Origin of the sequence: Bifidobacterium simiarum (assembly GCF_002802905.1) — a bacterium.
Taxonomy (GTDB): Bacteria; Actinomycetota; Actinomycetes; order Actinomycetales; family Bifidobacteriaceae; genus Galliscardovia; species Galliscardovia simiarum.
In genome coordinates, this window is the sequence record NZ_PEBK01000001.1 from 333,304 (window position 1) to 358,943 (window position 25,640).

General features: G+C 65.5%; 22 protein-coding genes, 1 other RNA gene and 1 riboswitch. Of the genes, 14 read left to right on the top strand and 9 right to left on the bottom strand.

The window, feature by feature from the left end; translation table 11 throughout:
* The 7 genes from CSQ87_RS01210 (at position 1) to CSQ87_RS01240 (ending at position 9,719) form a co-directional block, all read left to right on the top strand.
* Positions 1 to 1,536, top strand: a complete 1,536-nt coding sequence (locus CSQ87_RS01210; protein ID WP_100512036.1) for a UDP-N-acetylmuramoyl-tripeptide--D-alanyl-D-alanine ligase — start codon at positions 1 to 3, stop codon at positions 1,534 to 1,536.
* Complete coding sequence (gene mraY, locus CSQ87_RS01215) at positions 1,533 to 2,633, top strand: phospho-N-acetylmuramoyl-pentapeptide-transferase (RefSeq protein WP_100512037.1); 1,101 nt, start codon at positions 1,533 to 1,535, stop codon at positions 2,631 to 2,633. Before CSQ87_RS01210 ends, mraY begins: the two co-directional genes overlap by 4 nt.
* 101 nt (positions 2,634 to 2,734) lie before the next feature.
* Entirely contained in the window at positions 2,735 to 4,168 is a 1,434-nt protein-coding gene (gene murD / locus CSQ87_RS01220; RefSeq protein ID WP_100512038.1) for a UDP-N-acetylmuramoyl-L-alanine--D-glutamate ligase, read from the top strand.
* Complete coding sequence (locus CSQ87_RS01225) at positions 4,158 to 5,525, top strand: FtsW/RodA/SpoVE family cell cycle protein (protein ID WP_243388782.1); 1,368 nt, start codon at positions 4,158 to 4,160, stop codon at positions 5,523 to 5,525. Before murD ends, CSQ87_RS01225 begins: the two co-directional genes overlap by 11 nt.
* Positions 5,526 to 5,659: 134 nt before the next feature.
* Positions 5,660 to 6,841, top strand: coding sequence for a UDP-N-acetylglucosamine--N-acetylmuramyl-(pentapeptide) pyrophosphoryl-undecaprenol N-acetylglucosamine transferase (locus CSQ87_RS01230; RefSeq protein ID WP_100512039.1), 1,182 nt, complete (start codon positions 5,660 to 5,662; stop codon positions 6,839 to 6,841).
* A gap of 137 nt (positions 6,842 to 6,978) precedes the next feature.
* Positions 6,979 to 8,580 (top strand): UDP-N-acetylmuramate--L-alanine ligase, encoded by a 1,602-nt coding sequence (gene murC, locus CSQ87_RS01235; RefSeq protein WP_100512040.1) that lies wholly within the window; start codon positions 6,979 to 6,981, stop codon positions 8,578 to 8,580.
* Positions 8,581 to 8,585: 5 nt separating this feature from the next.
* A complete protein-coding gene (locus tag CSQ87_RS01240; protein WP_243388793.1) occupies positions 8,586 to 9,719 on the top strand; it encodes a cell division protein FtsQ/DivIB in 1,134 nt (377 codons plus the stop codon).
* A 95-nt stretch (positions 9,720 to 9,814) separates the two neighbouring features.
* Here CSQ87_RS01240 and CSQ87_RS01245 read toward each other — a convergent pair whose 3' ends face one another.
* Both CSQ87_RS01245 and CSQ87_RS01250 read right to left on the bottom strand, forming a co-directional pair.
* Positions 9,815 to 10,585: a DUF4391 domain-containing protein gene (locus CSQ87_RS01245; protein ID WP_100512041.1), complete on the bottom strand. Its 771-nt coding sequence runs from the start codon at positions 10,583 to 10,585 to the stop codon at positions 9,815 to 9,817.
* Between the two features lie 171 nt (positions 10,586 to 10,756).
* Positions 10,757 to 11,695, bottom strand: coding sequence for an AEC family transporter (locus tag CSQ87_RS01250; protein WP_100512042.1), 939 nt, complete (start codon positions 11,693 to 11,695; stop codon positions 10,757 to 10,759).
* Positions 11,696 to 12,109: 414 nt separating this feature from the next.
* On the opposite strand from CSQ87_RS01250, the gene CSQ87_RS10740 reads away from it, so the two are divergent.
* Positions 12,110 to 12,325 carry a hypothetical protein gene (locus CSQ87_RS10740; RefSeq protein WP_133122313.1) on the top strand — a complete coding sequence of 72 codons (216 nt, stop codon included), beginning with the start codon at positions 12,110 to 12,112 and terminating at the stop codon, positions 12,323 to 12,325.
* Positions 12,326 to 12,451: 126 nt separating this feature from the next.
* Here CSQ87_RS10740 and ssrA read toward each other — a convergent pair.
* The 3 genes from ssrA to CSQ87_RS01265 form a co-directional block, all read right to left on the bottom strand.
* Positions 12,452 to 12,849, bottom strand: a transfer-messenger RNA (tmRNA) gene (ssrA, locus tag CSQ87_RS01255).
* Positions 12,850 to 13,014: 165 nt separating this feature from the next.
* The gene (locus CSQ87_RS01260) at positions 13,015 to 13,926 is read right to left on the bottom strand and encodes a carbohydrate kinase family protein (RefSeq protein WP_100512043.1); all 912 of its coding nucleotides are present in this window, start codon (positions 13,924 to 13,926) and stop codon (positions 13,015 to 13,017) included.
* Between the two features lie 164 nt (positions 13,927 to 14,090).
* Positions 14,091 to 15,299 carry an ROK family transcriptional regulator gene (locus CSQ87_RS01265; RefSeq protein WP_420868052.1) on the bottom strand — a complete coding sequence of 403 codons (1,209 nt, stop codon included), beginning with the start codon at positions 15,297 to 15,299 and terminating at the stop codon, positions 14,091 to 14,093.
* 316 nt (positions 15,300 to 15,615) lie between these two features.
* Between CSQ87_RS01265 and CSQ87_RS01270 the strand changes: the two genes are divergently transcribed.
* The 5 genes from CSQ87_RS01270 (at position 15,616) to tenA (ending at position 21,026) form a co-directional block, all read left to right on the top strand.
* Positions 15,616 to 16,557 carry an NAD kinase gene (locus tag CSQ87_RS01270; RefSeq protein WP_100512045.1) on the top strand — a complete coding sequence of 314 codons (942 nt, stop codon included), beginning with the start codon at positions 15,616 to 15,618 and terminating at the stop codon, positions 16,555 to 16,557.
* Positions 16,557 to 18,437 (top strand): DNA repair protein RecN, encoded by a 1,881-nt coding sequence (gene recN, locus CSQ87_RS01275; RefSeq protein WP_100512046.1) that lies wholly within the window; start codon positions 16,557 to 16,559, stop codon positions 18,435 to 18,437. Before CSQ87_RS01270 ends, recN begins: the two co-directional genes overlap by 1 nt.
* A 169-nt stretch (positions 18,438 to 18,606) precedes the next feature.
* A riboswitch (TPP riboswitch) is annotated at positions 18,607 to 18,737 on the top strand.
* Positions 18,731 to 19,555: a bifunctional hydroxymethylpyrimidine kinase/phosphomethylpyrimidine kinase gene (gene thiD / locus CSQ87_RS01280; RefSeq protein WP_100512047.1), complete on the top strand. Its 825-nt coding sequence runs from the start codon at positions 18,731 to 18,733 to the stop codon at positions 19,553 to 19,555. (Overlaps the previous riboswitch by 7 nt.)
* A gap of 49 nt (positions 19,556 to 19,604) precedes the next feature.
* Entirely contained in the window at positions 19,605 to 20,261 is a 657-nt protein-coding gene (locus tag CSQ87_RS01285; protein WP_100512048.1) for an HAD family hydrolase, read from the top strand.
* A gap of 54 nt (positions 20,262 to 20,315) precedes the next feature.
* Positions 20,316 to 21,026, top strand: coding sequence for a thiaminase II (gene tenA, locus CSQ87_RS01290; RefSeq protein ID WP_100512049.1), 711 nt, complete (start codon positions 20,316 to 20,318; stop codon positions 21,024 to 21,026).
* 53 nt (positions 21,027 to 21,079) lie between these two features.
* Here tenA and CSQ87_RS01295 read toward each other — a convergent pair whose 3' ends face one another.
* The 4 genes from CSQ87_RS01295 to CSQ87_RS01310 form a co-directional block, all read right to left on the bottom strand.
* On the bottom strand, positions 21,080 to 21,787 hold the full coding sequence (locus CSQ87_RS01295) for a hypothetical protein (RefSeq protein ID WP_100512050.1): 708 nt from the start codon (positions 21,785 to 21,787) through the stop codon (positions 21,080 to 21,082).
* Positions 21,788 to 21,826: 39 nt separating this feature from the next.
* Positions 21,827 to 23,149: an ABC transporter ATP-binding protein gene (locus CSQ87_RS11080; RefSeq protein ID WP_243388783.1), complete on the bottom strand. Its 1,323-nt coding sequence runs from the start codon at positions 23,147 to 23,149 to the stop codon at positions 21,827 to 21,829.
* Positions 23,150 to 23,368: 219 nt separating this feature from the next.
* Positions 23,369 to 23,674, bottom strand: coding sequence for a transcriptional regulator (locus CSQ87_RS01305; protein ID WP_207761069.1), 306 nt, complete (start codon positions 23,672 to 23,674; stop codon positions 23,369 to 23,371).
* A complete protein-coding gene (locus CSQ87_RS01310; RefSeq protein ID WP_100512051.1) occupies positions 23,671 to 24,369 on the bottom strand; it encodes a hypothetical protein in 699 nt (232 codons plus the stop codon). The genes CSQ87_RS01305 and CSQ87_RS01310 overlap by 4 nt, the downstream gene beginning before the upstream one ends.
* A 193-nt stretch (positions 24,370 to 24,562) precedes the next feature.
* On the opposite strand from CSQ87_RS01310, the gene CSQ87_RS01315 reads away from it, so the two are divergent.
* Entirely contained in the window at positions 24,563 to 25,546 is a 984-nt protein-coding gene (locus CSQ87_RS01315) for a D-isomer specific 2-hydroxyacid dehydrogenase family protein (RefSeq protein ID WP_100512052.1), read from the top strand.
* Positions 25,547 to 25,640 lie beyond the last annotated feature (94 nt).

Here is a 25,640-nt window from a genome sequence, read left to right on the forward strand (position 1 = left end):
ATGATGACCATGACGGTTGAGCAGGCGGCCGAGGCAGTCGGCGGAAAGCTGCGCAGGGGTGAGACGTCGCCCGATTCCCCGATCGGGACGGTGGTCACGGATTCACGTCAGGCCGGAGCCGGTTCGCTGTTCGTCGCCATTGCCGGCGAGCATGTTGACGGCCACCGGTTCGTCGGTCAGGTCTATCACGCCGGTGCCGTCGCGGCGCTGGTCGACCACGAGGTCGAGGGCGCCGAGATCACGCAGATCGTGGTTCCGGACACCGTCCGTGCGCTGGGTCTGCTCGCCAAGGCCAACATCGAATTGCGTCGCCGGTCCGGTACGCCCTTCACCGTGGTTGGGGTGACCGGTTCGGTGGGCAAGACCACCACCAAGGATCTGCTCCGGGCGGTGCTGTCCACGCAGGGCGAGACCGTGGCCCCGGTCGGATCGTTCAACAACGACATCGGCATGCCGATCACCGCGCTCGAAGTCAACGAGCATACGCGGTTCCTGATCGCGGAGATGGGCGCGAACCATCTGGGCGAGATCGCCAATCTCGGTGCCCTGGTGCCGCCGGACATCGCCGTCGTGCTCAAGGTGGGCGTGGCCCACCTCGGCGAGTTCGGCTCCGTGGAGAACATCCAGCGGGCCAAGAGTGAGATCGTCAGGGCATTGGTGCCCCATGGCGTGGCCGTGCTCAACGCCGACGACGAGCATGTGGTGCCGATGGCCGACATCGCCCCCGGCGAGGTGATCTGGTTCGGTCTGGGGGAGCGGGCGGGCTTCCGCGCCTCGGACATCACCGCGGACGGCCGTGACCGTGCCGGCTTCACGCTGACCGCGCCCGGCCATGACCCGGTGAAGGTCAGGCTGGCCATCCCCGGCCGGCACAACGTAATGAACGCGCTGGCCGTCATCGCCGTGGCCGTACGCATCGGCGTGCCTGTCGACGACATCGTGAACGTGCTGGCGGAGCAGTCCTCCATCAGCCCGCACCGCATGGCGGTCTTCGGGCTCGAACGCGGCGGATCGCGGTTCACCGTGATCGACGACTCGTTCAACGCGAACCCCGATTCCATGAAGGCCGGTCTGGACGGACTCGCCGGATGGGCCGTCGACCGTGACGGCGAGCAGCCGTACCGCATCGCCGTGCTCGGCTCGATGCTGGAGCTCGGCGCGAACGAAACCGAACTGCACCGTGGGATCGGCGCCTACGCCGTCGGTCTGGGTCTCGACGCGGTGATCGGCGTGGGCAGCCGCGGCGACGGCAAGCTCGACGAGCTGGCCGGCGATCTCGTGGCCGGCGCACGCGACGCCTGCACGGCCGACCATGCCTCGACGCTGACCGAGCTCGTCCATGACGTGGACGAGGCGGACCGTCTGGTAATCGACCTCGCCGCGGGACACGCCAACGCCGTGGTCCTGCTCAAGGGATCCCACGCCTCGGGACTGAGCGCCCTTGCCGGTCGATGGGACCGCAATGATGACCTTCCGGAGCCGTCCGCGCCGGTCGCGGCGGCCGATGCCGAGAGAAGAAATGGAGAGGCACAGTGATCTCACTGCTCATCGGTCTGGGAACCTCCCTGATCGTCACCCTGATTGGCACGCCCCTGCTGATTCGTCTGGTGCACAAGCTGCACTACGGCCAGTACATCCGCCAGGACGGCCCGCAGTCCCACCAGATCAAGCGTGGCACCCCGACGCTCGGCGGCGTGGTCATCAATCTCGCCATCGTGCTCGGCTGGGGCGCGTCGGCCCTCTACCGCCACATCGCCTACCACGACAAGCCGTCGTGGACCGCGGTGCTGGTGCTGTTCGCCATGCTGTCGATGGGTCTGCTGGGATTCATCGACGATTTCGCCAAGGTGCGCAAGAAGCAGAACGAGGGCCTGACCGTGCGCGGCAAGTTCTTCGGCCAGTTCGTCTTCGCCACGCTGTTCGCCGTGCTGTGCCTGATGCTGCCCACCAAGAGCGGCTTCCCCAGCGCGCAGGCGGGCATCGCCTACATCGAGAAGCCGGTGATCACGTTCACCTTCGCCGGCACGGCGGTGGCCCTGATCCTGTTCGTGATCTGGGTGAACCTGCTGATGACCGCATGGTCGAACGCCCTCAACCTCACCGACGGCCTCGACGGCCTCGCCTCGGGAACCTCGATGGTGGCGTTCATGGGCTATTCGATGATCGCCTACTGGGAGAGCGCCCATCTGGCCGGCTCCGGCGCCGAAGGCTACAGCTACGCGGTCTCCGACCCGCAGGATCTGGCCATCATCGCGGCCTGCGCGGTGGCGGCCTGCTTCGGCTTCCTGTGGTACAACACCAACCCGGCCCAGATCTTCATGGGCGACACCGGTTCCCTGGCGCTCGGCGGCCTGTACGCGGCGCTGTCCATCGCCACGCACACCGAGCTGCTGGCCGTGATCCTGGGCGGCCTGTTCGTCATGGAGACCTGCTCCGACGTGATTCAGGTCGGCTACTTCAAGATGACCCACAAGCGCGTGTTCAAGATGGCGCCGATCCACCATCACTTCGAGCTGTGCGGATGGCGCGAGAACACCGTGGTCGTGCGGTTCTGGATGATCGAAATGGTCTTCGTGCTCGTCGGGCTGGTACTGTTCTATACCGATTGGCTGGTCCGTTCGGGACTGCTGTGACGCTGTGACGCCCACGACGTCGACGCCCGGTCCCGAAGGCCGGGGCGGCGGTGGCCGGAGGGCCATGGCCGGCGATACTCGTTCCCAATAAGGAGGAACCGATGAACAAGGTGGAGGATTTTTCGGGCAAGACGGTGATGGTGGCCGGACTGGGGGTGTCCGGAGTCAGCGCCGCGAACGTGCTGCGCGACCACGGCGCCAACGTACTCACCTTCGATGAGCGCAAGGCCGACGCCGATCTGCACTCGTATGACGAGATCGACTTCGACGCCCTCGACGCGATCATGACCTCGCCGGTCTTCGCGCCGTCGACCCCGTTCCTGCGCGAGGCGGCCCGCCGCGGCATGGACGTGATGAGCGAGGTCGAACTGGCATGGCGTCTGCGCGTGCCGAGCCGGGCCACCGGCAGGCCCGCCGCATGGGTGGGCATCACCGGTACGAACGGCAAGACCTCCACCACCGAGATGACGTCCGAGATGCTGCGCGCCGCCGGCTTCACGGCCCCGGCCGTGGGCAACATCGGCACCCCGGTCTCCGCCGCGGCCGTCGACCCCGCCAACACAGCACTGGCCGTCGAGCTCAGCTCGTTCCAGATGCACTACACCGATTCGCTGGAACTGGATTGCGCGGCCATCACCAATCTGGCCGACGATCATCTCGACTGGCACGGCGGATTCGAGAACTACGCCGCCGACAAGGCGAAGGTGTACCACGGCGTCAGGCGCGCTCTGGTGTTCAACGCCGACGACAAGCGGGTCTCGGCCCTCGCCGCCGCGGCGAAGCCCGCCGAGGGATGCCGCCGCGTGGGCTTCACGCTCGGCGTTCCCGCGGAAGGCCAGATCGGCGTGGAGGACGGCTGGATCGTGGATCGTTCCGGTCTGCGGGACTCCGCCGAGGATCCGAAGCTGGCCCGCGTGCTCGACTTCGCCCATCTGAGCGAGCCCGACGGCACGGTGTATCCGCATCTGCTCGCCGACGCCCTGTGCGCGCTCGCCCTCGTGTTCGGTCTCGGCGTCGACGCCGAAACCGCCGTCCGCGCGCTGAAGGGGTTCGCCCCCGGCGGCCACCGCATCGCCACCGTCGCCGAGGCCAGGGTGCCCGGCGGCACCGTGCGGTTCGTCGACGATTCCAAGGCCACCAACGCCCACGCCGCCCACGCGTCGCTGTCCAGCTTCGCGCACGGCCATGTGGTGTGGATCGCCGGAGGACTGGCCAAGGGATCCCGGTTCGAGGATCTGGTGGCCGACCAGTGCGAGACGATCAAGGCCGCCGTGATCATCGGCAAGGACACCGCGCCCATGCGCGAGGCCTTCGCCGCCAGCGCGCCGGATACGCCGATCACCGTGATCGATCCGGAACCGAACGATACGGTGATGGACCGGGCGGTCGAGGCCGCGGGCGGATTCGCCGAGGCCGGCGACGTGGTGCTCATGGCCCCCGCCTGCGCGTCCATGGACCAGTTCCGCTCGTACGCCGATCGAGGCGACCGGTTCGCCAAGGCCGCCGAGAGCTGGGTAGCCGCCCATGGCGAATAGCAAGCTCGACGACATCCTGAGCAAACTGCCTGTCAGACGTTCCTCCACCGACGTGTCCAGACGATCGGGAGACGGGACGGGCAGATCGGGCAGGAAGACGGATGTCGCGCCGCACCCCGATCCGCTGGACAAGGCCGTGGCGATGGTGACCGCGGGAACGTCGTTCTCGCGCGATGCCGACGATCCGGAATCGAACCGTCCCGCCGACTACTCCGGCTGGCGATGCGTCTTCAATCCGCTGTGGTGCTACTACGGGTTCATCATCGCCGTCGGTGCGCTGACGCTGTTCGGGCTGATGATGGTCTTCTCCAGCTCCTCGGTCGATCTGGTCGCCTCCGGGAAATCCCCGTGGAATCAGTTGATCACCCAGACCGGCTATGCGCTGGGCGGGGCGTTCATCGCCTTCGTGCTGTCGAGGGTTCCCGTCAAGTTCTTCCGCAGGTTCGCGGCGGTGGCCCTTGGCATCGCCATCGTCATGCAGCTGCTGACGATGGTGCCCGGCATCGGCTCCTCGGCCGGTGGCAACGTCGGATGGGTCCACATCGGTTCCGTACGCTGGCAGCCCGCCGAGATCCTCAAGTGGGCGGTCTGCCTGTGGATGCCGACCGCCATTCTGGCCATGCGCAAGACGAAGCTGCCGACGGTCAAGGCATGGGCCGTGCCGATCGGCGTCTTCCTGCTGGCGTTCGGCGCGGTGATCGTGGGCAAGGATCTGGGCACCGCCATGATCGTCGTGCTGATCGGCGCCTCCGCACTGCTGGTCGGCGGTCTGCCGATCTCCTGGTTCCTCGGCCTCGGCGGTCTGGGCGTGGTCGGCATCCTGCTGCTGTTCGTCACCGGCAACTCCAACCGCATGAGCCGTATCCTCGCGGCCTACGGCACCTGCACGGCCGAACAGGCCCAGGGCGTGTGCTACCAGTCGATCCACGGCGCGTACGCCATGGCCTCCGGAGGCCTGACCGGCGTGGGGCTGGGCAACTCCCGCGAGAAGTGGAACTACCTGCCCGCCGCCCACAACGACTTCATCTTCGCGGTCATCGGCGAGGAGCTCGGCTTCCTCGGCGCACTCGCCGTGGTGCTCGGGTTCGTGGTGATGGGATGGTGTCTGATCAACATCGCCATGCATCACCGGGACGCCTATGCCCGCATGGTGATCATGTGCTTCGTGGTGTGGATCGTCGCGCAGGCGCTGGTCAACATCGGCGTGGTGGTCGGCCTTCTGCCGGTGATGGGCCTGCCCATGCCGTTCGTCTCCTATGGCGGCACCGCATTGGTCATGTGTCTGGCCGCGGCCGGCACCGCGGTGGCGATGGCCCGCACGCAGACGGACATCAAGGCCGCCCTCGCCAAGGCGTGAGCCGCGGTCCCGAGCCAGGCGCCGGGGCTGCGGGGGACTGTCGGGGACGCGGTCGGATACGGTTGCGGACGTGAGCGTGCGCGCGGCCGCATGCGGGTTGAAATCGGTTCGTGCCCGGCGCTATGCTCATAGGCATGTCTGAAGAGTCAAGCATCGTGCTGGCCGGCGGCGGCACGGCAGGTCATGTCAATCCATTGCTCAGCATTGCGTCAAGCATCCGACGCCTCGAGCCCAAGGCCTCCATCAGCGTGATCGGCACCGAGGTGGGACTGGAACGGCAGCTGGTTCCGGCGGCGGGATTCGACATGGACACCATCGAGAAGGTGCCGTTCCCCCGATCCATCAACCGCGCGGCCTTTGCGTTCCCCGCCCGCTGGATCCGCGAGGTCAACAAGGTCAAGACGATCCTGACCGAACGCCATGCCGACGTGCTGGTCGGCGTCGGCGGATACGCCTCGGCTCCGGCCTACTACGCGGCCCACAAGCTTGGCATCCCGATCGTGATCCACGAGCAGAACGCCCGCGCGGGCATGGCCAACAAGCTGGGCGCCAGGTGGGCCCAGTTCATCGGTACGGTGTATGAGAACACCGGTCTCAAGGCCCCGTCCGGCACCGTCATCGAACGCGTCGGACTGCCGCTTCGCCCGGCCATCGCCGACGTGGCCCGCAGCATGGAGCGCAACCGTGCGCAGGCCCGCCGTCAGGGGGCCGAACGGCTCGGCCTCGACCCCTCCCGCCCGATCCTGCTCGTCACCGGGGGCTCCCTCGGCGCTCAGAGCCTCAACGTCGCCGTGGCGAACGCCGCCGGCGAACTGCTGTCCCGCGCGCAGGTGATCCATCTGACCGGCAAGGGCAAGATGGGCCAGGTCCGTCAGCTCGTCACCGCGTCGGCGGGGGAGTCGGTGCTGAGCGGCATCGGTTCGGACCAGCGGGGCAAGGGCGACTACCACGCCGCCGAATACCTCGAGCGCATCGATCAGGCGTTCGCCTGCGCCGATCTGGTGATCTGCCGGTCCGGCGCCGGCACCGTGGCCGAGATCGCGGCCCTGGGCCTGCCCGCCGTCTACGTGCCGCTGCCCATCGGCAACGGCGAACAGCGCTTCAACGCCGAGCCGGTCGTCGAGGCCGGCGGCGGATTCCTCGTGCCCGACGACCGGTTCACCGACGAGTGGGTCACCGGCCATGTGCCGCAGCTGCTCGCCGACGGCGACCGACTGGCGCAGGTCGCCCGGGCCGCATGGGGATACGGCATCCGCGACGCCGCGCAGACGATGGCCTCCCGCGTGCTCGACATCGCCGGAAAGGCCCGCCGGTAGTTTCGGACGGGTTCGGGAGACGTTTCCGTCGTTGGCGGGACGTCGTCGATAATGGTTAGGAATGTGTTGGTCGGATGCCATGCCGTCCGCATGGTTGTGCGGATCGGGCCGGCATGCCGAAAAAGGAGTATTGAACAGTGAATGACGCTTCCACATCGTCCATCGTGCTTGAGCCCACGAGTCGTCCCGCCGACGCGGACTCACTGACCCCGGCCTCGCTGGGGGTCACGCATTTCATCGGTATCGGCGGCGCCGGCATGAGCGTGCTGGCCGAGATCCTGCATGAGAAGGGCGTGGCCGTGCAGGGTTCGGACCGTGAGCTCGGTCCCAAGGCCAGGCGTCTGCAGGAGCTGGGCATCACCGTATTCGTCGGGCAGCAGGCGGAGCACGTCGCCAACGCCGACACGGTGGTGTGGTCCAGCGCCATCAAGCCCGACAACCCGGAGATCGTCGCCGCGGTCGCCCGTGGAGCCCGTCTCATGCACCGCAGCGACGTGCTGGCGCTGCTGATGAAGTCCGCCAAGGCCGTCACCGTGGCCGGCGCCCACGGCAAGACCACCACCAGCGCCATGATCGCGCACATTCTGCTGCACGCCGGCGAAGGCGAACTCGCCGACCCCAGTTACGCCATCGGCGGCTCGATCCAGGGCCCCGACGGCCCGCTCGACGGCGGCCATGCCGGCAAGGGCGGCGTGCTGGTGGCCGAGGCCGACGAATCCGACGGCAGCCTCGCCAAGTACCATCCGCAGGTGGCGGTGATCACCAACGTGGAGGCCGAGCATCTCGACCATTACGGCACCGCCGAGGCATACCGTCAGGCGTTCGTGGAGCACGCGCATCACGCCGTGGGCCATGTGGTGCTGTGCGGCGACGACGAGGGCGCGCTCGCGGTGTTGCGCTCGATGTCCCCCGAGGCCGCATCCCACGCGGTGGTGTATGCCACGCACGACGCCGACCAGCTCGGCGATCTCAACGGCGCCACGCTGGCCCATATCGAGCATGAGTCGGAGGCCTCGGCGTCGAGCGACGCGTCCGCCGTCGAATCGTTCACGCTGCATCTTCCCGCCGGCATGGGCGGCGAGCCGGCGCAGGGTGCGCAGGGCGGGGCTCCGTCCGAGGCCCGCGACATCACCGTGGGCCTGCGCATCCCCGGCATCCACAACGCCCGCAACGCCTCGGCCGCCATCATCGCGGCCACACTGCTCGGCATGGATCCGGCCCGGGCCGCCGAAGCCGCCTCCACCTTCCGTGGTGCGGCGCGACGCTTCGAGATCAAGGGCACGGTGTCCTCGGTCACCGTGGTCGACGACTACGCCCACCATCCCACCGAGATCGCCGCCCTGCTGGACGCCGCCCGTCGCCGGTTCCCCGGCTCCGTGATCCGGGTGCTGTTCCAGCCGCATCTGTTCTCCCGAACGATGTTCTTCGCCCGTCACTTCGCCGAGGCTCTCGCCAAGGCCGATGACGTGATCGTGACCGGCATCTTCCCCGCACGCGAGAAGCAGGCCGACTATCCCGACGTCGGCCCGCAGACCGTGGTGGATGCGGCGGCGGGTCTGACGCACGACCCCGCCGAGGGATGGATCTCGGCCGTGCCCGACATGTGCCAGGCCGCGAAGATGCTGGCGATGCGCAGCTCGGCCGGTGACGTGATCATCACCGTGGGCGCGGGCGACATCACGGATATGGCGCCGGTGCTGCTCAGCGTGCTCAAGGCCCGCGGCGACCGGGAGTCCTGACCTTGGTGGGGCGCAGGGTCACCTCGCACGACGGATCCTCCGATGACGGCCCGTCCCGGTATGGGCAGTCTCAGTATGGGCAGTCCCCGCACGGCCAGTCACGCCGCGGTCGGTCCCTGAGCTCGGGATCGGGGTCGGAGGCGCCGGGTCGCCGAGTCGCCTCCGGTACCGCCTCCTCCGATTCGGTCCCCTTCGGTCCGGGATCCGGGGACGTATCGTCGGCTTCCGCTGAGCACGGATCGGGGCGAACCGTCCGTTCTCAGCGTGCGGACGTCTCCGCCGCGGATTCGGGCCGGTTCGTGGACGCCCGCGTCCTGCGGTCGGGGGAGAGCGTTTCCGAACGGCTGGACAGCGAGGCGTTCGGTGGGCCGGGACTGCTCACCAGACCCAAGGTGGTGGATTTTCCCGAACGACTGAAGGAACGCCGCAAGGCGAACCGTCGGCAGCGGCTGACCCGCATGGGTGTCGCGGCGCTGGTTGTCGTGGCGGTGCTCACGTTGATCTGGTCGCTGCTGTTCTCTCCGCTGCTGAAGCTGCAGGCCGATCAGATCACGGTGCGCGGCACCAACACCTGGGTGTCGAAAGGCGACGTGACCGCCATCGCCGACACGCACGTCGGCTCGTCGTTGCTGCTGGTCAGCGGCAGCGGGATCGAGGAGAAGATCGGCGAGCTGCCCGGCGTGGTGTCCGCACAGGCCAGCAAACGGTATCCGCACGGACTGGACATCGTGGTGAAGGCCGAGCCGCCGGCAGCGGTCCTCAAGGACGCCAACGGCGACATGACCGCCGTGGACAGCGAGGGGCGCGTACTCAACGCGGTGAACGCCTCGGTAAAGGGCATTCCCGTGATCGAGGTGAAGAACGCGAAGAAGAGCCTCGACAACAAGGCCGTGATCCAGGCGGTGAAGGTGCTGGGCACGCTTGACGAGTCGATGCGGCGCAAGGTGAGCAAGGTCACCGCCAAGACGCAGGATTCCGTCACCACCACCCTCGCCGACGGCTATACCGTGATCTGGGGCAATTCCTCCCAGATGCGGCTGAAGAAGGCGGTGGTCGATACGCTGCTGAAGAACCCCAAGCAGCTGGGTGGGGCCAAGACGATCAACGTGGCGGCTCCGGACAAGGCCACGATCAAATGACCGAGGCCCCTGCCTTGAAGCTGGGGCCGGGTCAGGTGGCAGTCAGGCCGTTGGGCCGTCGGACCGGTCTGACGGCCGTCCGTATCTGTTGGCCGTCAGACCGTCGGACGCAGCACGGACCTGAGCTTCTCGATCTGGGTGCGGACACGATGCAGCTGGGCGTACACTTCGTTGCGCTGCGACGTGGTGTTGGCCCGCTGATGGTCCCGCACGAGCTTGACCTCCTCCGCCTCGAGCCTGACGATCCTGTCGTGCACGGCCAGCCTCATGTCGAGATCGGCGCCGTTCTCATCGTGCAGGATCACCTGGGCGCCCAGCGAATCCCACAGTTCGTCCATGGTGGTGCCGTGCAGGGCGAGATGGACGTCGGCGGGGTCCGTCCATTCGCCGACGTGAACCCTGAATTCGGGCAGATGGCCGGGCTTGACCGGCAGGGCGCGACGGATTGCCAGCGCGCATTCCTCGCGGACCGTGCCCTCCTCGCCCTCGGTCGCGTCCTCGGTCTGAGACTCGTCCGCGGTCGCCTGCGCGGTCTGACGCACGCAGACGAACAGGATGCCGCCCTTGCGCTGCGCGGCGATGCGCTCGATCACCGACTTGGGGACGTCCGGGACGTTCAGGCGCAGGCCGAGCACCAGGATCTCACCGAGACGGCCCGCGGCCATGCCGGTGTTCTGCGGGCGCAGCAGGCCCAGCAGGGTGATGCTTTCGACGTCGGAGACGAACCGCTGCCTCAGCTTCGTGGAAAGCGGATCCTTGCCGACGAACGCGGCCTTGGGGAACCGGCTTTTCTCGGCGGCGATGGCGGTGTTGGGGGCGAACCCCAGCGTCAGCATGGACATCGATCCGCATGCGGCAACGGTCATCGAAGGGCCTCCTTGGGTTTTGACGGTATCGGCGACGGACGATGTCAGGGATGATGTCGGTGACAACGCGGCGTCTATGACAGTATAGATGTGGCCGCATGGGTGGTGGTGGTCTTATGGCCGTGCCGCGGCGTGTCGGAGGGTTCGGCGGGCTCAGGCGGTTCGGCGGTGTCAGCCGAGCAGGGCCGCGATGACGAAGATCACGATGGGGGAGGTGAGCGTGGTCAGCAGCACCCCGTCCCTGGCGAACGTGGTGCCGGTCTCGTACCGGGCGGAATAGTTGTAGACGTTCTGGGCGCAGGGGAGCGCGGCGAGCACGACGCAGGCGTAGAGCTCCTGGCCGCGGAATCCCATCATGAAGTAGGCGAGTACGAAGGCGAGGGCGGGCATCATCAGATCCTTGCACAGCGTGGCCATGACGACGGCGGAGCGGTTGCCGCCCTGCAGCGGTCTGGCGCCGCGCAGCGACATGCCGAACGCCGTGAGGATCAGCGGCACGGCCGACTGGGCGACGATGTTGATCGGGTCGTAGAGGTACTGCGGCACGACGAACCAGCCGACGGCGTCGCTGATCGCGGAGACGACGATGCCGATCGTCACGCCGATGAGGATGGGCTGGTGCAGCGGCTGGGTGATGATGGCCTTGGCGCTCACCTTGCCTTTGACGGACAGGTCGAGTGCGGTCAGGGCGATCGGGGTGAAGATCACCTGCTGCATGAGGATGATCGGGGTGACCGCGGTCGGATCGCCGAGGATGTAGGTGGCGACGGGCAGACCGATGTTGTTGGCGTTCATGTACATCGACACCAGTGCGCCGATCGTGGTGTCCGCCGTGCCGAGACGGAACACCTTGTGTCCCAGCAGCAGGAAGACGACGCCGGTGATGGAGGCACAGAGGAGCGCGACGAGCATCGACGGCTTGAACACGTCGGAAAGATGCTCCTTGGACAGCAGCGAGAACATCAGGCATGGCGTGGAGACGAAGAAGCTGAACCGGTTGAGGACCATTTGCGCGGTGGGGCCGCCAACACGGAACCGTGCGGCGACATAGCCGATGAGAATGATGACGCCGATGACGCAGAACCCCTGCAGGGCGTTGAACAGACCCATTTCTCCCGTATTCCTCCCGTCGTGGTTTTCTTCGTCGTGTCTTCTCCGTCTGTCTCCGTTGACGAATGACCCCAACGAGGATAATCACCGTCGGATCGTTTGTGATCTTCCGTCCGCAATACGGACCGACGGTGTTCTTGGCGTGTTGTGGGTTCGATGCGGCCCGTTTTTGGTCATTCCAAGCTTGAAGAGCCCGTTTCCGGCCTGTTCAAGCTTGGATTGACCAAAAACCGGGGGGACGGGCTTCCCCTTGAAGGGAAGCTGGCAGCCGTAAGGCTGACTGATGAGGTGTGAGTCGGCGCCTGATGTGAACTGCGCCCCAATAGTTGGTCGATGAGAGATCCTGGACGATAATGGAGACATATTTCCCGAAGGCGACGAAGATGTTTGATCAGATTGTAAAGGGCATGATTAATGAGCGGCGATAACACATTGAGTCCGTTGAAAAAGCTTTTGCGCCAATATTCGGCGACGTTCCATGAGCCCTATTATCATGCCGGTGAGGAATATCCGGACAGCGTCGAAGGCGTCATCGCGGACATCTCCCATTGGCTGGAGATCGGCAAGCCGCGTCCTTGGGTCGACTATCCGAACGGATGGAACGACTATCCGGATGGGTGCATGGTCTAGCGGCGGCACCCAGACATCCGGCGATGCTGTTGGTTGGATCACGCCGGCGTGATCCATGCCCTGTTCAATTCCCGCCAAGGAATGCGAAAGGGCAGAACACCTGACGGCGTCCTGCCCCTTTCGCATCAGTGGAGACGGCGGGAATTGAACCCGCGTCCGGTGACCGTACCCACAGTCTTCTACGTGCGTAGTCCGCTGGCCGGATGGCTATCTGTCTGCCCCCGTCTGTGTCGCAGACTACTGACGGCGGGCATAGTCACAGTAAACGTCCCCGATGCATCCTGTGACGCAACGCATCGGGCGAGTCTCCTAAACGACGCTCAGCATCTCCCCGAAGACATGGGAGAGTGAACGGAGCGGCTGCTCACTGGTTAATCCTGGCGCGAAGCTCAGGCAGCGAGAGCGAACTCAGTGCGGTTAGATTTAGCACTTATTCTTTGCGGGAGGACATTAACGAGTGGACCCCCGCGTTCTCGGCACGCTTCCCTGCGGCGAACAGATCACCGTCGAAACCGATCGTCCCCAATCTTGAATTATCAAGCATTCCGGTGTGGAAAACCGGACATTTCACTATACCGTGCCATGTCCGGTTTCGTCAACAATCGCCCGGCGATCATCCCCGATGATCGCCATGGGCGAACGGATCGGGTGTGATCATCCCCTACGAGAATCACCCTTCTCCGTGGAGATTACTCCTTGTGGGCGGCCTCCCATTCGGCGATGTAGTCGGGCATGACCTCCGGGTACTCGGGCCAGGCGCCGGCCTGGGTGCATACGTACGCGGCGGTGTTCACGGCGGCGCGGTGGGCCTCCTTGAGGGACTTGCCGAGCAGGATGTTGATGGTGAACGCGCCGGAGAAGGAGTCACCGGCGCCGATGGTGTCGGACACCTGCACGCGCGGCGTCGGCAGCGTGGAAATCTCGCCGTCCTTGGCCAGGATGGTGCTGAAGTCGGCGCCGGCGGTGAGGATCACGTAGTCGAGGTCGTAGTGGTCCATGAACCACTGGCAGGCCTCTTCGTCGGTGCCGGTGATGCCGAACATCGGACGCAGCAGCATGAGTTCGTCGTCGTTGAGCTTGAACACGGTGGCGTCGGCGAGCTGCTCCTCGATGAGTTCCTTGGAGTAGTGGTCGCCGCGGATGTTGATGTCGTAGTAGCGCAGGGTTTCGGGACGGCTCAGCTTGAGCAGCTTCATGATGGTGTCGTGGGACTCCTGCATGCGGCATGCGAGGGATCCGTAGCAGATGGCGTCGGCCTTGCGCACCAGGTCGATGAGGTCCTGGGTCAGGGCGATGTGATCCCAGGCCACGTCCTTGACGATGGTCCACTCGGGGATGCCGTTCTCGAGCTTCACGTCGGCGCGGCCGGTGGGGTAGGCGTTGCGCTGCAGGACGGACTTGATGCCGGTCTTCTCGACCGCGGCCTTGAGTTCGTCGCCGAGCTCGTCCTCGCCGATGGCGCTGATCGAGTAGCCGTCGGCGCCGTTCTTGGTGGCGTGGTAGATGAAGTTGACGGGGGCGCCGCCGGCGCGCTTGCCTTCGGGGATCATGTCCCACAGGATTTCACCGAGGCTCAGGACGATCGGCTTGGATTCGGACATGGTTGGTTTCCTTTCTCTACTGCTCTCTGCTGCGAGAACATTGCTGGTTGCTGATGGAAGTGTCTGTCGGTGGGTGGTGGAGGTGGTGCGGGAACGGGGGTGGATGGGGCTCGGTTTCCTACGGGAGGATCCCTGCGGGGAAGTCCGCCGCGCGGGTCGTGCGGCTAGACGCCGTCGTCGTCCCGCGGTTCGACGAATTCCGTGGGGTGTTCGAGGAACTGGGCCGCAGCGACTGCCGCCGCTCCGGAGAGCGTGGCGTCGGCCGGTAGGTCGGAGAGCAGGATTTCGGTGGTCTCGCTCAGCGCGGGGATGATGCGCTGCCGTACCACCTCGCGGACGGTGTCCAGCAGCGGCTGGCCGGCTTCGGCGAGGATGTCGCCGATCGCGATCTGCTTGGGGTTGAACGCGTTGATGATCATCGCGCAGCCGTAGCCCACGTAGGTGGCGAGCGAACGGAACAGCTCGTCGCAGACGTCGTCATGGCCGAGCCGTGCGAACAGTGCCCGGCAGGCGTCGGCGTGGGTCATGGATTCGGATCCCTCGACCACGCCGGCCTCGTTGATGAGCCGGTGCAGGCGCACGGCGGAGCAGTATCGTTCGAGGCACCCGCGGTTGCCGCATTCGCAGGCCTCGCCGTTCACGTCGATGCTGATGTGACCGATTTCGGTCGCGGCGCCCAGCTCGCCGTTGATCAGCCCGCCGTGGTCCATCAGGCCGAGGCCCACGCCTTCGCCGACCAGATAGTAGGCGATGTTGTTCGAGGAGACGTGCGGGTTGAACAGGCTCTGCGCCAGCGCGCCGGCCCGGGCGTCCTGCTCGATGAACACCGGCACCCGGAAGGCGTGCTCGTATTCGTCGAGGAAGTTGACGTTCTGCCATCCGATCATCGAGGTGACCACGGCGATGCGGCCTTCGTCGCGCAGATAGGGGCCGGGCACGGCCATGCCGATGGCGACGATCGAGGGGTCGCGGTCGAGCAGGGCGTTCACGCGGGTCTTGATGTCCTCCAGCGTGGCGGGGATGTCGTCGTTGTCCACCGGGGGAAGGGTCTGGGCGCTTTCGAGGTTGCCGCCGAGGTCGAACACGCCGATCTGGATGATGCTGCGCGCGAACTTCACGCCGATCACGCGGTACTTGGATTCGTTGAGCTTGAGCCCGATGGAGCGGCGCTTCTTGATGCCGTCGAGGTTGCCGGTCTCGCTGATGATGCCCATGTCGATGAGCTGGGCGGTGATCTTGGTGATCGCGGCGGGGGTGAGCCCGAGTTCGCGGGCGATGTGGGCGCGGGAGCTGACGCCGTTGAGGTGGAGCAGCTGGATGATGCGGGAGCGGTTGAGCTCGGCCATGGAGGCATGGGTGCTGCCGGGTGCGATCATCGGGCCTCCTTGATGCTGATTGTCTCCGGTGGGGAGGATTCGCGCGTCCGGGCGACGGGGACCGGGCGGACGGGGTCGGGGTTTGACGTCGGGCGTCGTATGGGTGTCGATTGGATCTGGCATCGTTAACGGCGTTGTCAAACATGTTGTCTTGCTGTGAATATATTAACAACGTTAATTAATTAAAGGCAAGTGCGACACGCGGGGAATGTTGTCGTCAGTTGGGGATCGCTTCGCGCCGGTGCCGGAACATATCGATTGAGTGTGGGAGAATGAAAGCCGATCGTACAACGTCAACGTCAGGAGGGGTGCATTGCCAGGTCAACGAAGCGCGGTGGTGGTAACCCATAGGAAACTGGCGACCACGGGGACCGAGGTCAAGGAGGTCGTCGAACAGCTCAGGGACAATGGCTTCGACGTCTCCATCGTGGACAATCTCGAGGCGCCGCCGTTCGCCGTCAGCGAGGTGCAGGAGTTCGATCCCGAAACGGAGATCGTGGTCGTTCTGGGTGGCGACGGCACCATTCTGCGCGCGGCCGAGCTGGTCAAGGGCACCGACGTGCCGATCGTCGGCATCAACATGGGCCATGTGGGCTTCCTGGCCGAATTCGAAAGCTTTCAGACGCGCGATGCCATCGCCAAGATCGCCGCGCGGGACTACACCATCGACGAACGCGTGATCGCATGGGTGGACGTGTGGCTGCCCGGCGCCGACGAGCCCCTGCACGAGTGGGCGCTCAACGACGTGACGCTCGAGAGGGCGGACCGCGGCAAGATGGTGGAGTTGTCGATCAGCGTGGACGACGTGGAGATGAGCTCCTTCGGCTGCGACGGCGTGATCGTCTCGACCCCTACCGGATCCACGGCGTACGCGTTCTCCGCCGGAGGCCCGATCATCTGGCCGAACGTCGACGCGCTGCAGCTGGTGCCGCTGGCCGCCCACGCCCTGTTCGCCCGACCGCTGGTGATCGGATCGAAATCCACCTTCACGCTGGGCGTCTCCGAGGATTCCGCGAGCGAGGGATGGATCTGCTGCGACGGCCGCCGCCAGCGCGCCGTGCCCCGCGGCAGCCGGATCATCGTCAAGCAGTCGCCGAACTCGCTGCGGCTGGCCCGTCTGATGGGCGTGCCGTTCACCAGCCGTCTGGTCAGCAAGTTCGACCTGCCGGTGCAGGGATGGCGTGAATCGAACAAGAACCGCGGCGCCGACGCCCATGAAGGCGGGGTCACCGGCCGCGCCAACGGGAAGATGTGATGCTCAGAGAACTGGAGATTCGTAATCTCGGCCCCATTCGCCATGCGATGATCGCCCCCGCCACAGGCATGACGGCGATCACCGGAGAGACCGGAGCCGGAAAGTCCATGCTGCTCAACGCGCTCCGGCTGATTTCCGGCGGGGACGCGCCGGGGAGGATGGTATCCGCCGGGGCCCACGACGCCTGGGCGCAGGGCGTGTTCGACGTCGGCGCGGACGACGGAGCGTCACGCATGGCCTCGGAGGCGGGAACCGACGTCGAGGACGGCGAACTGTACCTCACCCGTTCGGTGCCGTCCAAGGGACGGTCCCGCGCGGTGCTCAACGGACGAAGCGTGCCCCGTGCGGTGCTGCAGCGCATCAGCGGGGAGCTGGTGACCATCCACGGCCAGTCCGATCAGCTGCGCATGGCCGCCGCGTCGCGACAGCGCGGATTCCTTGACTCCTATGCGGGCGACGGGGCGCTCGCCGAGGCCTATCACGAGGCCTGGCGTCGGCTGAACGACTGCGATGCGAAGCTGCGCGGGCTCTCCGAGCAGCAGGCCGAGACCCGGCAGCGGGCCGATTATCTACGCGAATCCATCGAGCGGATCGACGCGGTGGCGCCGAAGGCCGGCGAGGACGACGAACTCCACCGGCTCCGCGACCGTATCGAGAACGCCGCCCAGATCGCCAGAGGAGTCTCCGAGGCACTGGCCGCGATCGATCCCTCGCAGATCGGCGTGGACGACGATATGTCGTCAGGAGGGTCGCCGGGCGCCTCCGCACTGGTGGAACAGGCCGCGCAATCACTCAGATCCATCCGCGTGGAAGGCGATTACGCCGATCTCGCCGACCGTCTGGAATCGGTGAATGCTGAACTGTCCGACGTGGTCTACGCATTGACCGGTCTGATCGACGACGATGCGCAGGGACAGGACCTCGATCAGATCAACGGACGGATCCATGATCTTGACGAATTGTCCAGGCGATGGGGGCCCACGCTGGACGACGTGCTGGCATGGCGCGAGAAGGCGGGCTATGAGCTCGAGGACCTCGACGATTCGCCGGAACGTCTCGAACGGTTGCGCTCCGAACGCTCGCAGGCGTGGGCGGTGGCCATGAAGGCCGCATGGCGGTTGCATGAGGCGAGAGCCGGTGCCGCACGGGACCTTGCGGGTCGGGTGACCGGGGAGCTGAAGTCGCTCGCGATGAACGGCGCCGCACTGGATATCGAGGTGACTGCCCGAGCAGGGGCTGGCGCCGCGACGGAAGCGGAATCCGCAGACGGGGGTGCCGTCGGCGGATGGGAGCCGTCCGAGGCTCCGGCCGACGGATTCGGTCCGCTGGACGCCTCCGGATGCGATGACGTGCGATTCCTGTTCACCCCGTTCCCCGGGTCCCCGCGGCTGCCGATGGGCAAAAGCGCGTCGGGCGGCGAGCTGAGCCGTCTGATGCTCGCCTTGGAGCTCGCCGCGGCCGACCGCGGATTCGGCGCGGGCGCGGGAGCCGGAAAGGACGCCGTCGGGTCGTCGCCGTCGACGTTCGTGTTCGACGAGGTGGATGCCGGCGTGGGCGGCAAGGCCGCGGCGGAGCTCGGCAGGCGTCTGGCGACGCTGGCGCGTAATGCCCAGGTGGTCGTGGTCACCCACCTGCCGCAGGTGGCGTCGTGGGCGGATGCGCAGTTCGTGGTGTCGAAGGGCGCCGCGCGTACGGAGGAGGCCGCGAGTACGGGAGACGACGCCCCGGCCGGCGACGGCTCCGACGCCGACGTGTGGACCACCGTGAGCGAGGTGCGCGGCGAGGAGCGGGAGCGGGAGATCGCCCGTATGCTCGCCGGCAGCGAGTCCGAGACGTCGATCAGCCACGCAAGGGAGCTGCTGGACTCCAGTCGTCTGTGACGTCCGCCGACCGGGCTTGATCGGGCCCGGCAACGTCCGATCAGGCCCAGACAGTGTTCGATCGGGGTCCGGTCGGACCTGATCGGGGATTTCCGCGGTCCCCGCCGGCCCGCGACCGTCCCCGACGCACTTCAGGCCGGTTGTCGTAACGACGGCATACATTCGACACTGTCAGTTACGGGGGAACCCGCGCAGGCCGGACCGGAAAGGGCCGCGGCCCGTGGGTTGAGAGAGGCGAAACCGCCTGACCCTTAGAACCTGTTGGTTAACACCAGCGTAGGGAGGAACGAAAGATGAGTGTGCTTACGCCCGTATTGTCCATCGCCGGATCCGACTGCTCCGGCGGCGCCGGCATCCAGGCCGATCTGAAGACCATGAGCGCCAACGGCTGCTTCGCCATGTCGGTGATCACCTCCGTGGTGGCCGAGAACACGGCCCGCGTGATCTCCGTGATGGATGTGGAGCCGAAGATCATCGCCGACCAGATCGATGCCGTGTTCGAGGACATCCGTCCCAAGGCGGTGAAGATCGGCATGCTCGACAACCCCGACATCATGCGCACCGTGGCCGACAAGCTGGTGGAATACCAGGCCGAGAACATCGTGATCGATCCGGTGATGTACGCCAAGAACGGCGCCCCGCTCATGGATCCCAACTGCATCGACTCGCTGATCAAGATCGTGATCCCGCATGCCGACGTGCTCACCCCGAACATCCCCGAGGCCGAATGCATCTCGGGCATGAAGATCCATGATCTCGATGATCAGAAGGCCGCGGCCAAGGCCATTCAGGAGATGGGATGCACTTCCGCGCTGGTCAAGGGCGGCCATGCCACGGGCGACGCCATCGACGTGCTGTACGACGGCGAGCGCTTCTACGAGTTCTCCGCCAAGCGCATCGACACCAAGAACACGCACGGCACCGGTTGCACCTATTCCTCGGCCATCGCCGCGAATCTCGCGCTGGGCCATCCGTTCCACGAGGCCATCGACCGCGCCAAGAAGTACGTGACCATGGCCATCGAGCATTCGCTGGAGCTCGGTCACGGCAACGGCCCGACCAACCATTTCTGGGACCTGTACGCGCATGGCCTCGCCGGCTTCGACGCCAATGCCTGATCCTGTTGATTCCTGCGTCTTCGACGCCGGAGGCGCGGCTGGCACCGGTATGAGCAATGCCGGTCGCGCCGCCATCTTTGATCTCGATGGCACGCTGCTGGATTCCATGCGCGTCTGGACCGACGTGGATAACGAGTTCCTGCGGCGTCGCGGCCTCGACGTGCCGTCGGACTATGCCGAGTCCATCGCCCACCTGTCGTTCGACGAGTGCGCCCGGTACACGGTGGAGCGGTTCGGTCTGCCCGACTCGCCCGAGGATCTTATGGACGAGTGGAATCGCATGGCCTTCGACGCCTATGCCACCACCGTGCCGCTCAAGCCACATGCGGGGGAGTATCTGCGCTATCTTAAGGCCACTGGCGCGAAGCTGGCCGTGGCCACCAGCCTGCCGCCGAACTTCCGCGAGCCGGTGCTGCGCCGGCTTGGCGTCTTCGATCTCTTTGACGTCCTGTGCAGCGTCGACGACGTCGGCCATGTGTCCAAGGACAAACCCGACGTGTATCTGCGTGCCGCAAGCCGGATCGGCGTCGATCCGACCGACTGCACGGTGTTCGAGGATATCCTCGTCGGCATCCGGGCGGTGAAGTCGGTCGGCATGACGGCGTGGGCGATGTACGACGCCTCGTCGCGCGGCCAGTGGCCGTTGATCTGCGAGATCGCCGACGGCACGATGCATGACTTCGTCGAAGCGCCTCGCACGTTGTGACCTTACGTGCCCCCGTGGCGTCGCATCCCCGATATTTCGAAGAAGGAGTTTTCCATGCCTCTCACCCGTTTCCTGCCTGACCATCCCTTTGCCGAGCGGCTTTACCGAGCCGCCGAGCCGGTATGGGAGGAGGGGCTCGACCAGCCGTTCCTCCGCGAGCTCGCCGACGGCACGCTCGACCGCGACCGGTTCGTGTTCTACATGCTGCAGGACTACCTGTATCTCAACGACTACGTGAACGTGCACGCCATCGCGTTCGCCAAGTGCGACGATCCGGTGATCCGCACGCACCTGTCGAATGCCATCGCCGGCGCCTCCAACGAGACCGAGCATGTGCACGACTTCTTCCGCGACGCGTTCGACATCACCCGTGAGCAGATGGCCTCGGCGCGGCAGTCGGCCTTCGCCCGTTCCTACACCTCGAACATGATCGCCATCGCCTACACGAAGCCGCTGATCGACATTCTGGTGGCGCTGCTGCCCTGTGCATGGGTGTACGCCGACTATGGCACGCGTATCGCGGAGCGCATCGGCGACGCGATCGACGCGAACCCGTACAAGGCGTGGATCGACATGTACAGGACCGACGAGTTCTGGGATTCGGCGGTGTGGCTGATCGACGACATCGAACGGCTTGCCGTCTCCGAGCCCGGGGAGCATCTGCGGGAGCTGACCGAACAGTTCGTCGTCGGCGTCGAACACGAATATATGTTCTGGGACAGCGCCTACCGCATGCAGCGGCGCTGGAAGGAGGAGTGGCGCTAGTCGTTATTGCCGTGCGCTGGCCGCTATCCTTCGGTCGCCGTCCCTTCGGTCTCTCAGGCCGATGCTGTCGGTCCCGTCGGCACGAGCGAGGTCAGCGTATTCGGATGCCGTCTGCGGCAGTTGGTCACGCTGACCGCCGCGGCGAGTGCGCCGAAGGCCAGCATGATCGCCAACGCCGCCCAATACGGGACGACCATGAACAGGACCATGAACGCGAACACCGGGATCAGGGTGACGAGGACCATAAGGTGCAGGGCTCCTGCGGTGTTCGCCCGCGTGGCCAGCAGGATCTGCTGGTTGACGAATGTCAGCAGCACGGCAGCGCCCAGTGCATAGGCGGTCGGCACCGAAAACGCTTCGGAAAGCGGCAGGGCGCCGCCCCACAGGCAGTAGGCGAACATCGGCAGGAACAGCATGACGGCCACGATCATCGGCATCACGCTTTTCGCCATGAGATAGCCGGCCATCGAACGGCCCGAGCATCGCACGGTCTCGATGGTGCCGTCTTCCCGCAGCGTGCCGCTGAGTCCGCCGGCCGTCGTATCGGTGTTGGGATACGACAGTCCCGCGGTCAGCACCGGCGGTATGTAGGCGATGCACGGTCCCAGAAGCATCAGGACCACACCCCCGTACCCGCTGCCGAGCATGGAGGAGAAGATCGAGGCCCCGACGACGTAGCCCACCGCCACGCCGACGATCACCACCCAGAACATTCGGGTGCGTTTGCACAGCAGCCAATCCTTCCAGATTACGGCTTTCATGATGATCCGTCCTTTCCTTTCCCAGTGATTGATGGTCTCTCAGCGATCGGCGATGCCGAAATCGACGGCTGTCCGTTCGCGGCCGGGTGTCGCGGTCAGTTGGAACGACTCGTAGTCGGGGAAATCCGCGATCCTGTGGTCTCCGACGATCCGTCGATCGTCCAGCATGACCACGCGGTCGGCCACCTCCCAGCAGTATTCGAGATCGTGCGTGATGGTCATAATCGTGCGGCCGTCGGCCCTGAGCTGCCGCATGAGTGCGATGAGCAGCTGCCGGGTGACCGGATCCACGGCGTTGGTCGGTTCGTCGAGCATGATCAGATGCGGATCGAACAGCAGGCCGGCCACGATGCCCGCGCGTTTGCGCAATCCGCCGGACAGCTCCTTGACCTTCTTGTCGAGATGGTCGCCGAGTTCGAACGCCTTCACCATCGGCAGATCCTCGAGATGGTCGAGATCGACTGGATGCGGATCGTCATGCGTGGCGTACAGCATCGCACGAAAACGGATGTTCTCGCGTATGGTCATATCGAAGGTCAGGTTGCCGGAGTCGGTGAGCTGGAAGACGTCGCGCATCGAACCGAAGACGTCGGCGTTGATGATCGTCCGGCCGGACTGCGGTTTCAAGGTGCCGATGATCACGCCGAACAGGGTGGTCTTGCCCACGCCGTTGTAGCCGAGGATGCCGATCGACTGTCCCCGGGGCACGTCGAGGTCGATGTGCTCGAGCACCGGACGGTTCCTGCGGTAGGCGAAGGAGACGTCCTGTACGGATACGGCGATCGGCGACGTGGTGGTTTCGAACTGATTGATGCCTGCCTGATGAGTTTCGGCTTGGTTGGTTTTGGACTGTGCGGTGATGGATGCGGATGCGGTGGTCGTGGTCATGAGTATTGCCTTTCCCTTGAAGAACATGGACCAGGAGTAGAGGATCAGCGCCGGCAGCAGCGGTTCGAGGAGGATGAACGGACCGTTCGTCCCGGCGAACGTCCCTTGTAGTGCGGGGACGAACAGGTGGAAGCCGGCGATGGCGGCGAAGCCCAACGCGGCCGGGGGAACGATCGCGACGGCGAACTGTGTGAGCGGATACTGTCGGCGCGGCCGGCCGCTTGACAGGAACGCGGCGATCGTGCCGTTGGCGAGGTCCGACCGGATCAGCTCGAAGGCGCAGGTCGGAGTGACCGTCATGATCAGGCAGATCAGCGAGCTTTGCAGCATGACGGAGGCCATGCGGGGTGCGGGATCGGTGATCGCGGTGAGGGCCAGCGTCGCGCCGGACAGGATGACGCCGATGATCAGCAGCACAAGCATCGGCGTATTGCGGCCGAGTTGGATCATATCCTTGTAAAGAATGGCTTTCATTATCGCCTCTTGGGTTGGTGAAGGTTGTGGTGGGTGGCGACAGGTGGGTGGCGACAGGTGGGTGATGACGGGGGAGGTAGGCGGCCTGGGCGGCCGAATTTGGGCATGCTGACGCCCGGCCCGGCGTGTGGGCCGCGATGCGGGAACCGCTACGCGAGGCTCGGATCGGCGATCAAGGGATTATCGCAACGGATTGTCGAAGTGGATTGCCGCAACGGACTATTCGCCGGCGATAATCCGTTTCAGTGCGGCGACGTGTCCCTGAAAGGCGCGGAGCCCGTCGTCGGTGAGTCTCACCCAAGTGACCTTGTATCCCTTGCCGCCGCCGGCCTTTTTGGTGAGCGTCACGTATCCGTGGTCGGCGAGGGTCTTGAGGTGCTTGGAACAGGTGGCGTCGCTGACGTCCAGCGTGTCGCGCAGGGCGTCGAATCTCAGGGTTCCGTAGGCTTCCAGCATGCCGCAGATGCGCAGGCGGATCGGCGCGTGGATGACGTCGTCGAACTTCGGTTCCATGGCATCGGTCATGACGGGTCACCTGCCGGTGACGTCGATGGATTCCGTGGCGCCGATCTGGGTGCGGCGGCGTCCTTCATGCCCGTCATAGGTGTCGTGTCGTCGTGCAGCTCGGGGGAGGAGGGGGAAGCGAGTGTGCGGAAGAAGATCCGCATGTTGCTTTGCAGCAGCAGGTAGATGACGATACTGCCTGCCAGGGCGATCAGTGCGGCGACCGGCCAGCTGCCGCCGTGGTAGCCCCACGCCATGTTCAGCCATGGAATGCCGATTTCGGTGACGATGACGAGTGCGTAGGTTGCCGCGTACCCGCGATTATGCCATGCCTTCAGGGAAGCGCGGCGCGAGCCCTTGCCTCCGCCGAAATATGTCGCCATGCCGGTCTGGCGCTGATACCGATGCATCAGCAGGAGCATGCCGATGATGGACAGGATGGCGAACGCCAGGAACGCGAAGAGCATCGCCCAGGTCATGTCGATGTACCCGCCGAACATCAGTCCGAACGGCCAGTAGAGCATGATGACGATGAACCCCAACACCGCGAACGGCAGCAGCATCGCGGCGTGTCCCCGCTGTCCGCGCTGCGCCAGAGCGAGTCGGTCGGCGTCGAGGTCCTGCAGGGCCTGCAGTTGCTTCAGGGCGTCGATCCGCGGGGCGTGCTCGGTGTCGTCGTCCTGTGTGGGCCGAGTACGGGGTGTGTCGGTCATCATTTCGCCTCCTGATGCGAGTGATGGGGGTCGGATGGAGTTTGGGACATCGGTCGGTGGCTGGCGGATGATGTCGAAACTTCTTTCCGTTGTGGAAAGCATATCACTTTCCATGACGGAAAGAAGTTTGCGTGTCGCTATGATGACTGATGACCATTGACGAGGATTCCCGAGGATGGGAGAAAGGCGGAAGACCATGAGAATCGCGGCGTTCGAGGTGCGGGATGATGAGCGTGAGGCATTCGCCACGGAGGCCGAACGCCTCGGTGTGAAGGTCACGCTGCATGCGGAGCCGTTGGATACGGGCAATGCGGCGCTGGTCGATGGCTGCGACGGCGTCAGCACCCTCGGGCTGAGCCGTCTCGACGCCGGGATGCTGGAGACGCTTGCGGGACGCGGCGTGAAGGTGGTGGCCACCCGCACCATCGGATACAACCACATCGACCTTGATGCGGCGAAGCGACTCGGTCTCGCCGTGCTCAACGCCGACTACGCGCCGAACGGCGTGGCTGAATACACGGTGATGTTCATGCTCATGGTGCTGCGCAACTACAAGCCGGCGTTGTGGCGCGGGCAGGTGTACGACTTCTCGCTCGAGGGCCTGCGTGGCCGCGAGCTGCGCAACCTCACCGTCGGCGTGATGGGCACCGGACGCATCGGCGCCACGGTGATCCGCTGCCTTTCCGGATTCGGATGCGAGATCCTGGCGTACGATCCGCACCCGAACGAGAAGGTGGCGGAGCTGGCCGAATACGTGGGGCTTGACGAACTGTATCGCCGCAGCGACATCATCACCCTGCACATGCCGCTGCTGCCGTCCACCGAGCACATCATCAACCGCGATACCATCGCCCGCATGAAGGACGGCGTGGTGCTCATTAACTGCGCCCGTGGCGGCCTCATGGATCTCGAGGCGCTGATCGACAACATCGAATCCGAGAAGATCGGCGGTCTCGGTCTTGACACGGTGGAGACCGAGGAGGATCTGATCCACCGGGACCGCCGTACCGACATCCTCACCAACCGCGGCGTCGCCTACCTCAGGCAGTTCCCCAACGTGGTGATGACCCAGCACATGGCGTTCTACACCGACGCCGCCGTGCACAGCATGGTCAACTGCTCGGTCGAGGGCATCCGATCCGTGCTGGAGACCGGAACGTTCCGCACCCGCATCGCCTGATCCCCGGCCGTCCTTTCCTGCCTGAAGGCAGCCGGCCTTGCCGGTCGGATGAGGTGCCCGATAAGCTTGCATGCCGGTGGAGTCTGGCATGCAG

Excerpts from the sequence above, each read along its gene's own strand:
- CSQ87_RS01210 (WP_100512036.1), top strand. The coding sequence starts at position 1 with ATGATGACCATGACGGTTGAGCAGGCGGCCGAGGCAGTCGGCGGAAAG.
- murD (WP_100512038.1), top strand. The coding sequence starts at position 2,735 with ATGAACAAGGTGGAGGATTTTTCGGGCAAGACGGTGATGGTGGCCGGA.
- CSQ87_RS01225 (WP_243388782.1), top strand. The coding sequence starts at position 4,158 with ATGGCGAATAGCAAGCTCGACGACATCCTGAGCAAACTGCCTGTCAGA.
- CSQ87_RS01230 (WP_100512039.1), top strand. The coding sequence starts at position 5,660 with ATGTCTGAAGAGTCAAGCATCGTGCTGGCCGGCGGCGGCACGGCAGGT.
- CSQ87_RS01245 (WP_100512041.1), bottom strand. The coding sequence starts at position 10,585 with ATGACCGTTGCCGCATGCGGATCGATGTCCATGCTGACGCTGGGGTTC.
- CSQ87_RS01250 (WP_100512042.1), bottom strand. The coding sequence starts at position 11,695 with ATGGGTCTGTTCAACGCCCTGCAGGGGTTCTGCGTCATCGGCGTCATC.
- CSQ87_RS10740 (WP_133122313.1), top strand. The coding sequence starts at position 12,110 with ATGAGCGGCGATAACACATTGAGTCCGTTGAAAAAGCTTTTGCGCCAA.
- CSQ87_RS01260 (WP_100512043.1), bottom strand. The coding sequence starts at position 13,926 with ATGTCCGAATCCAAGCCGATCGTCCTGAGCCTCGGTGAAATCCTGTGG.
- recN (WP_100512046.1), top strand. The coding sequence starts at position 16,557 with ATGCTCAGAGAACTGGAGATTCGTAATCTCGGCCCCATTCGCCATGCG.
- thiD (WP_100512047.1), top strand. The coding sequence starts at position 18,731 with ATGAGTGTGCTTACGCCCGTATTGTCCATCGCCGGATCCGACTGCTCC.
- CSQ87_RS01285 (WP_100512048.1), top strand. The coding sequence starts at position 19,605 with ATGAGCAATGCCGGTCGCGCCGCCATCTTTGATCTCGATGGCACGCTG.
- tenA (WP_100512049.1), top strand. The coding sequence starts at position 20,316 with ATGCCTCTCACCCGTTTCCTGCCTGACCATCCCTTTGCCGAGCGGCTT.
- CSQ87_RS01295 (WP_100512050.1), bottom strand. The coding sequence starts at position 21,787 with ATGAAAGCCGTAATCTGGAAGGATTGGCTGCTGTGCAAACGCACCCGA.
- CSQ87_RS11080 (WP_243388783.1), bottom strand. The coding sequence starts at position 23,149 with ATGAAAGCCATTCTTTACAAGGATATGATCCAACTCGGCCGCAATACG.
- CSQ87_RS01305 (WP_207761069.1), bottom strand. The coding sequence starts at position 23,674 with ATGACCGATGCCATGGAACCGAAGTTCGACGACGTCATCCACGCGCCG.
- CSQ87_RS01310 (WP_100512051.1), bottom strand. The coding sequence starts at position 24,369 with ATGATGACCGACACACCCCGTACTCGGCCCACACAGGACGACGACACC.
- CSQ87_RS01315 (WP_100512052.1), top strand. The coding sequence starts at position 24,563 with ATGAGAATCGCGGCGTTCGAGGTGCGGGATGATGAGCGTGAGGCATTC.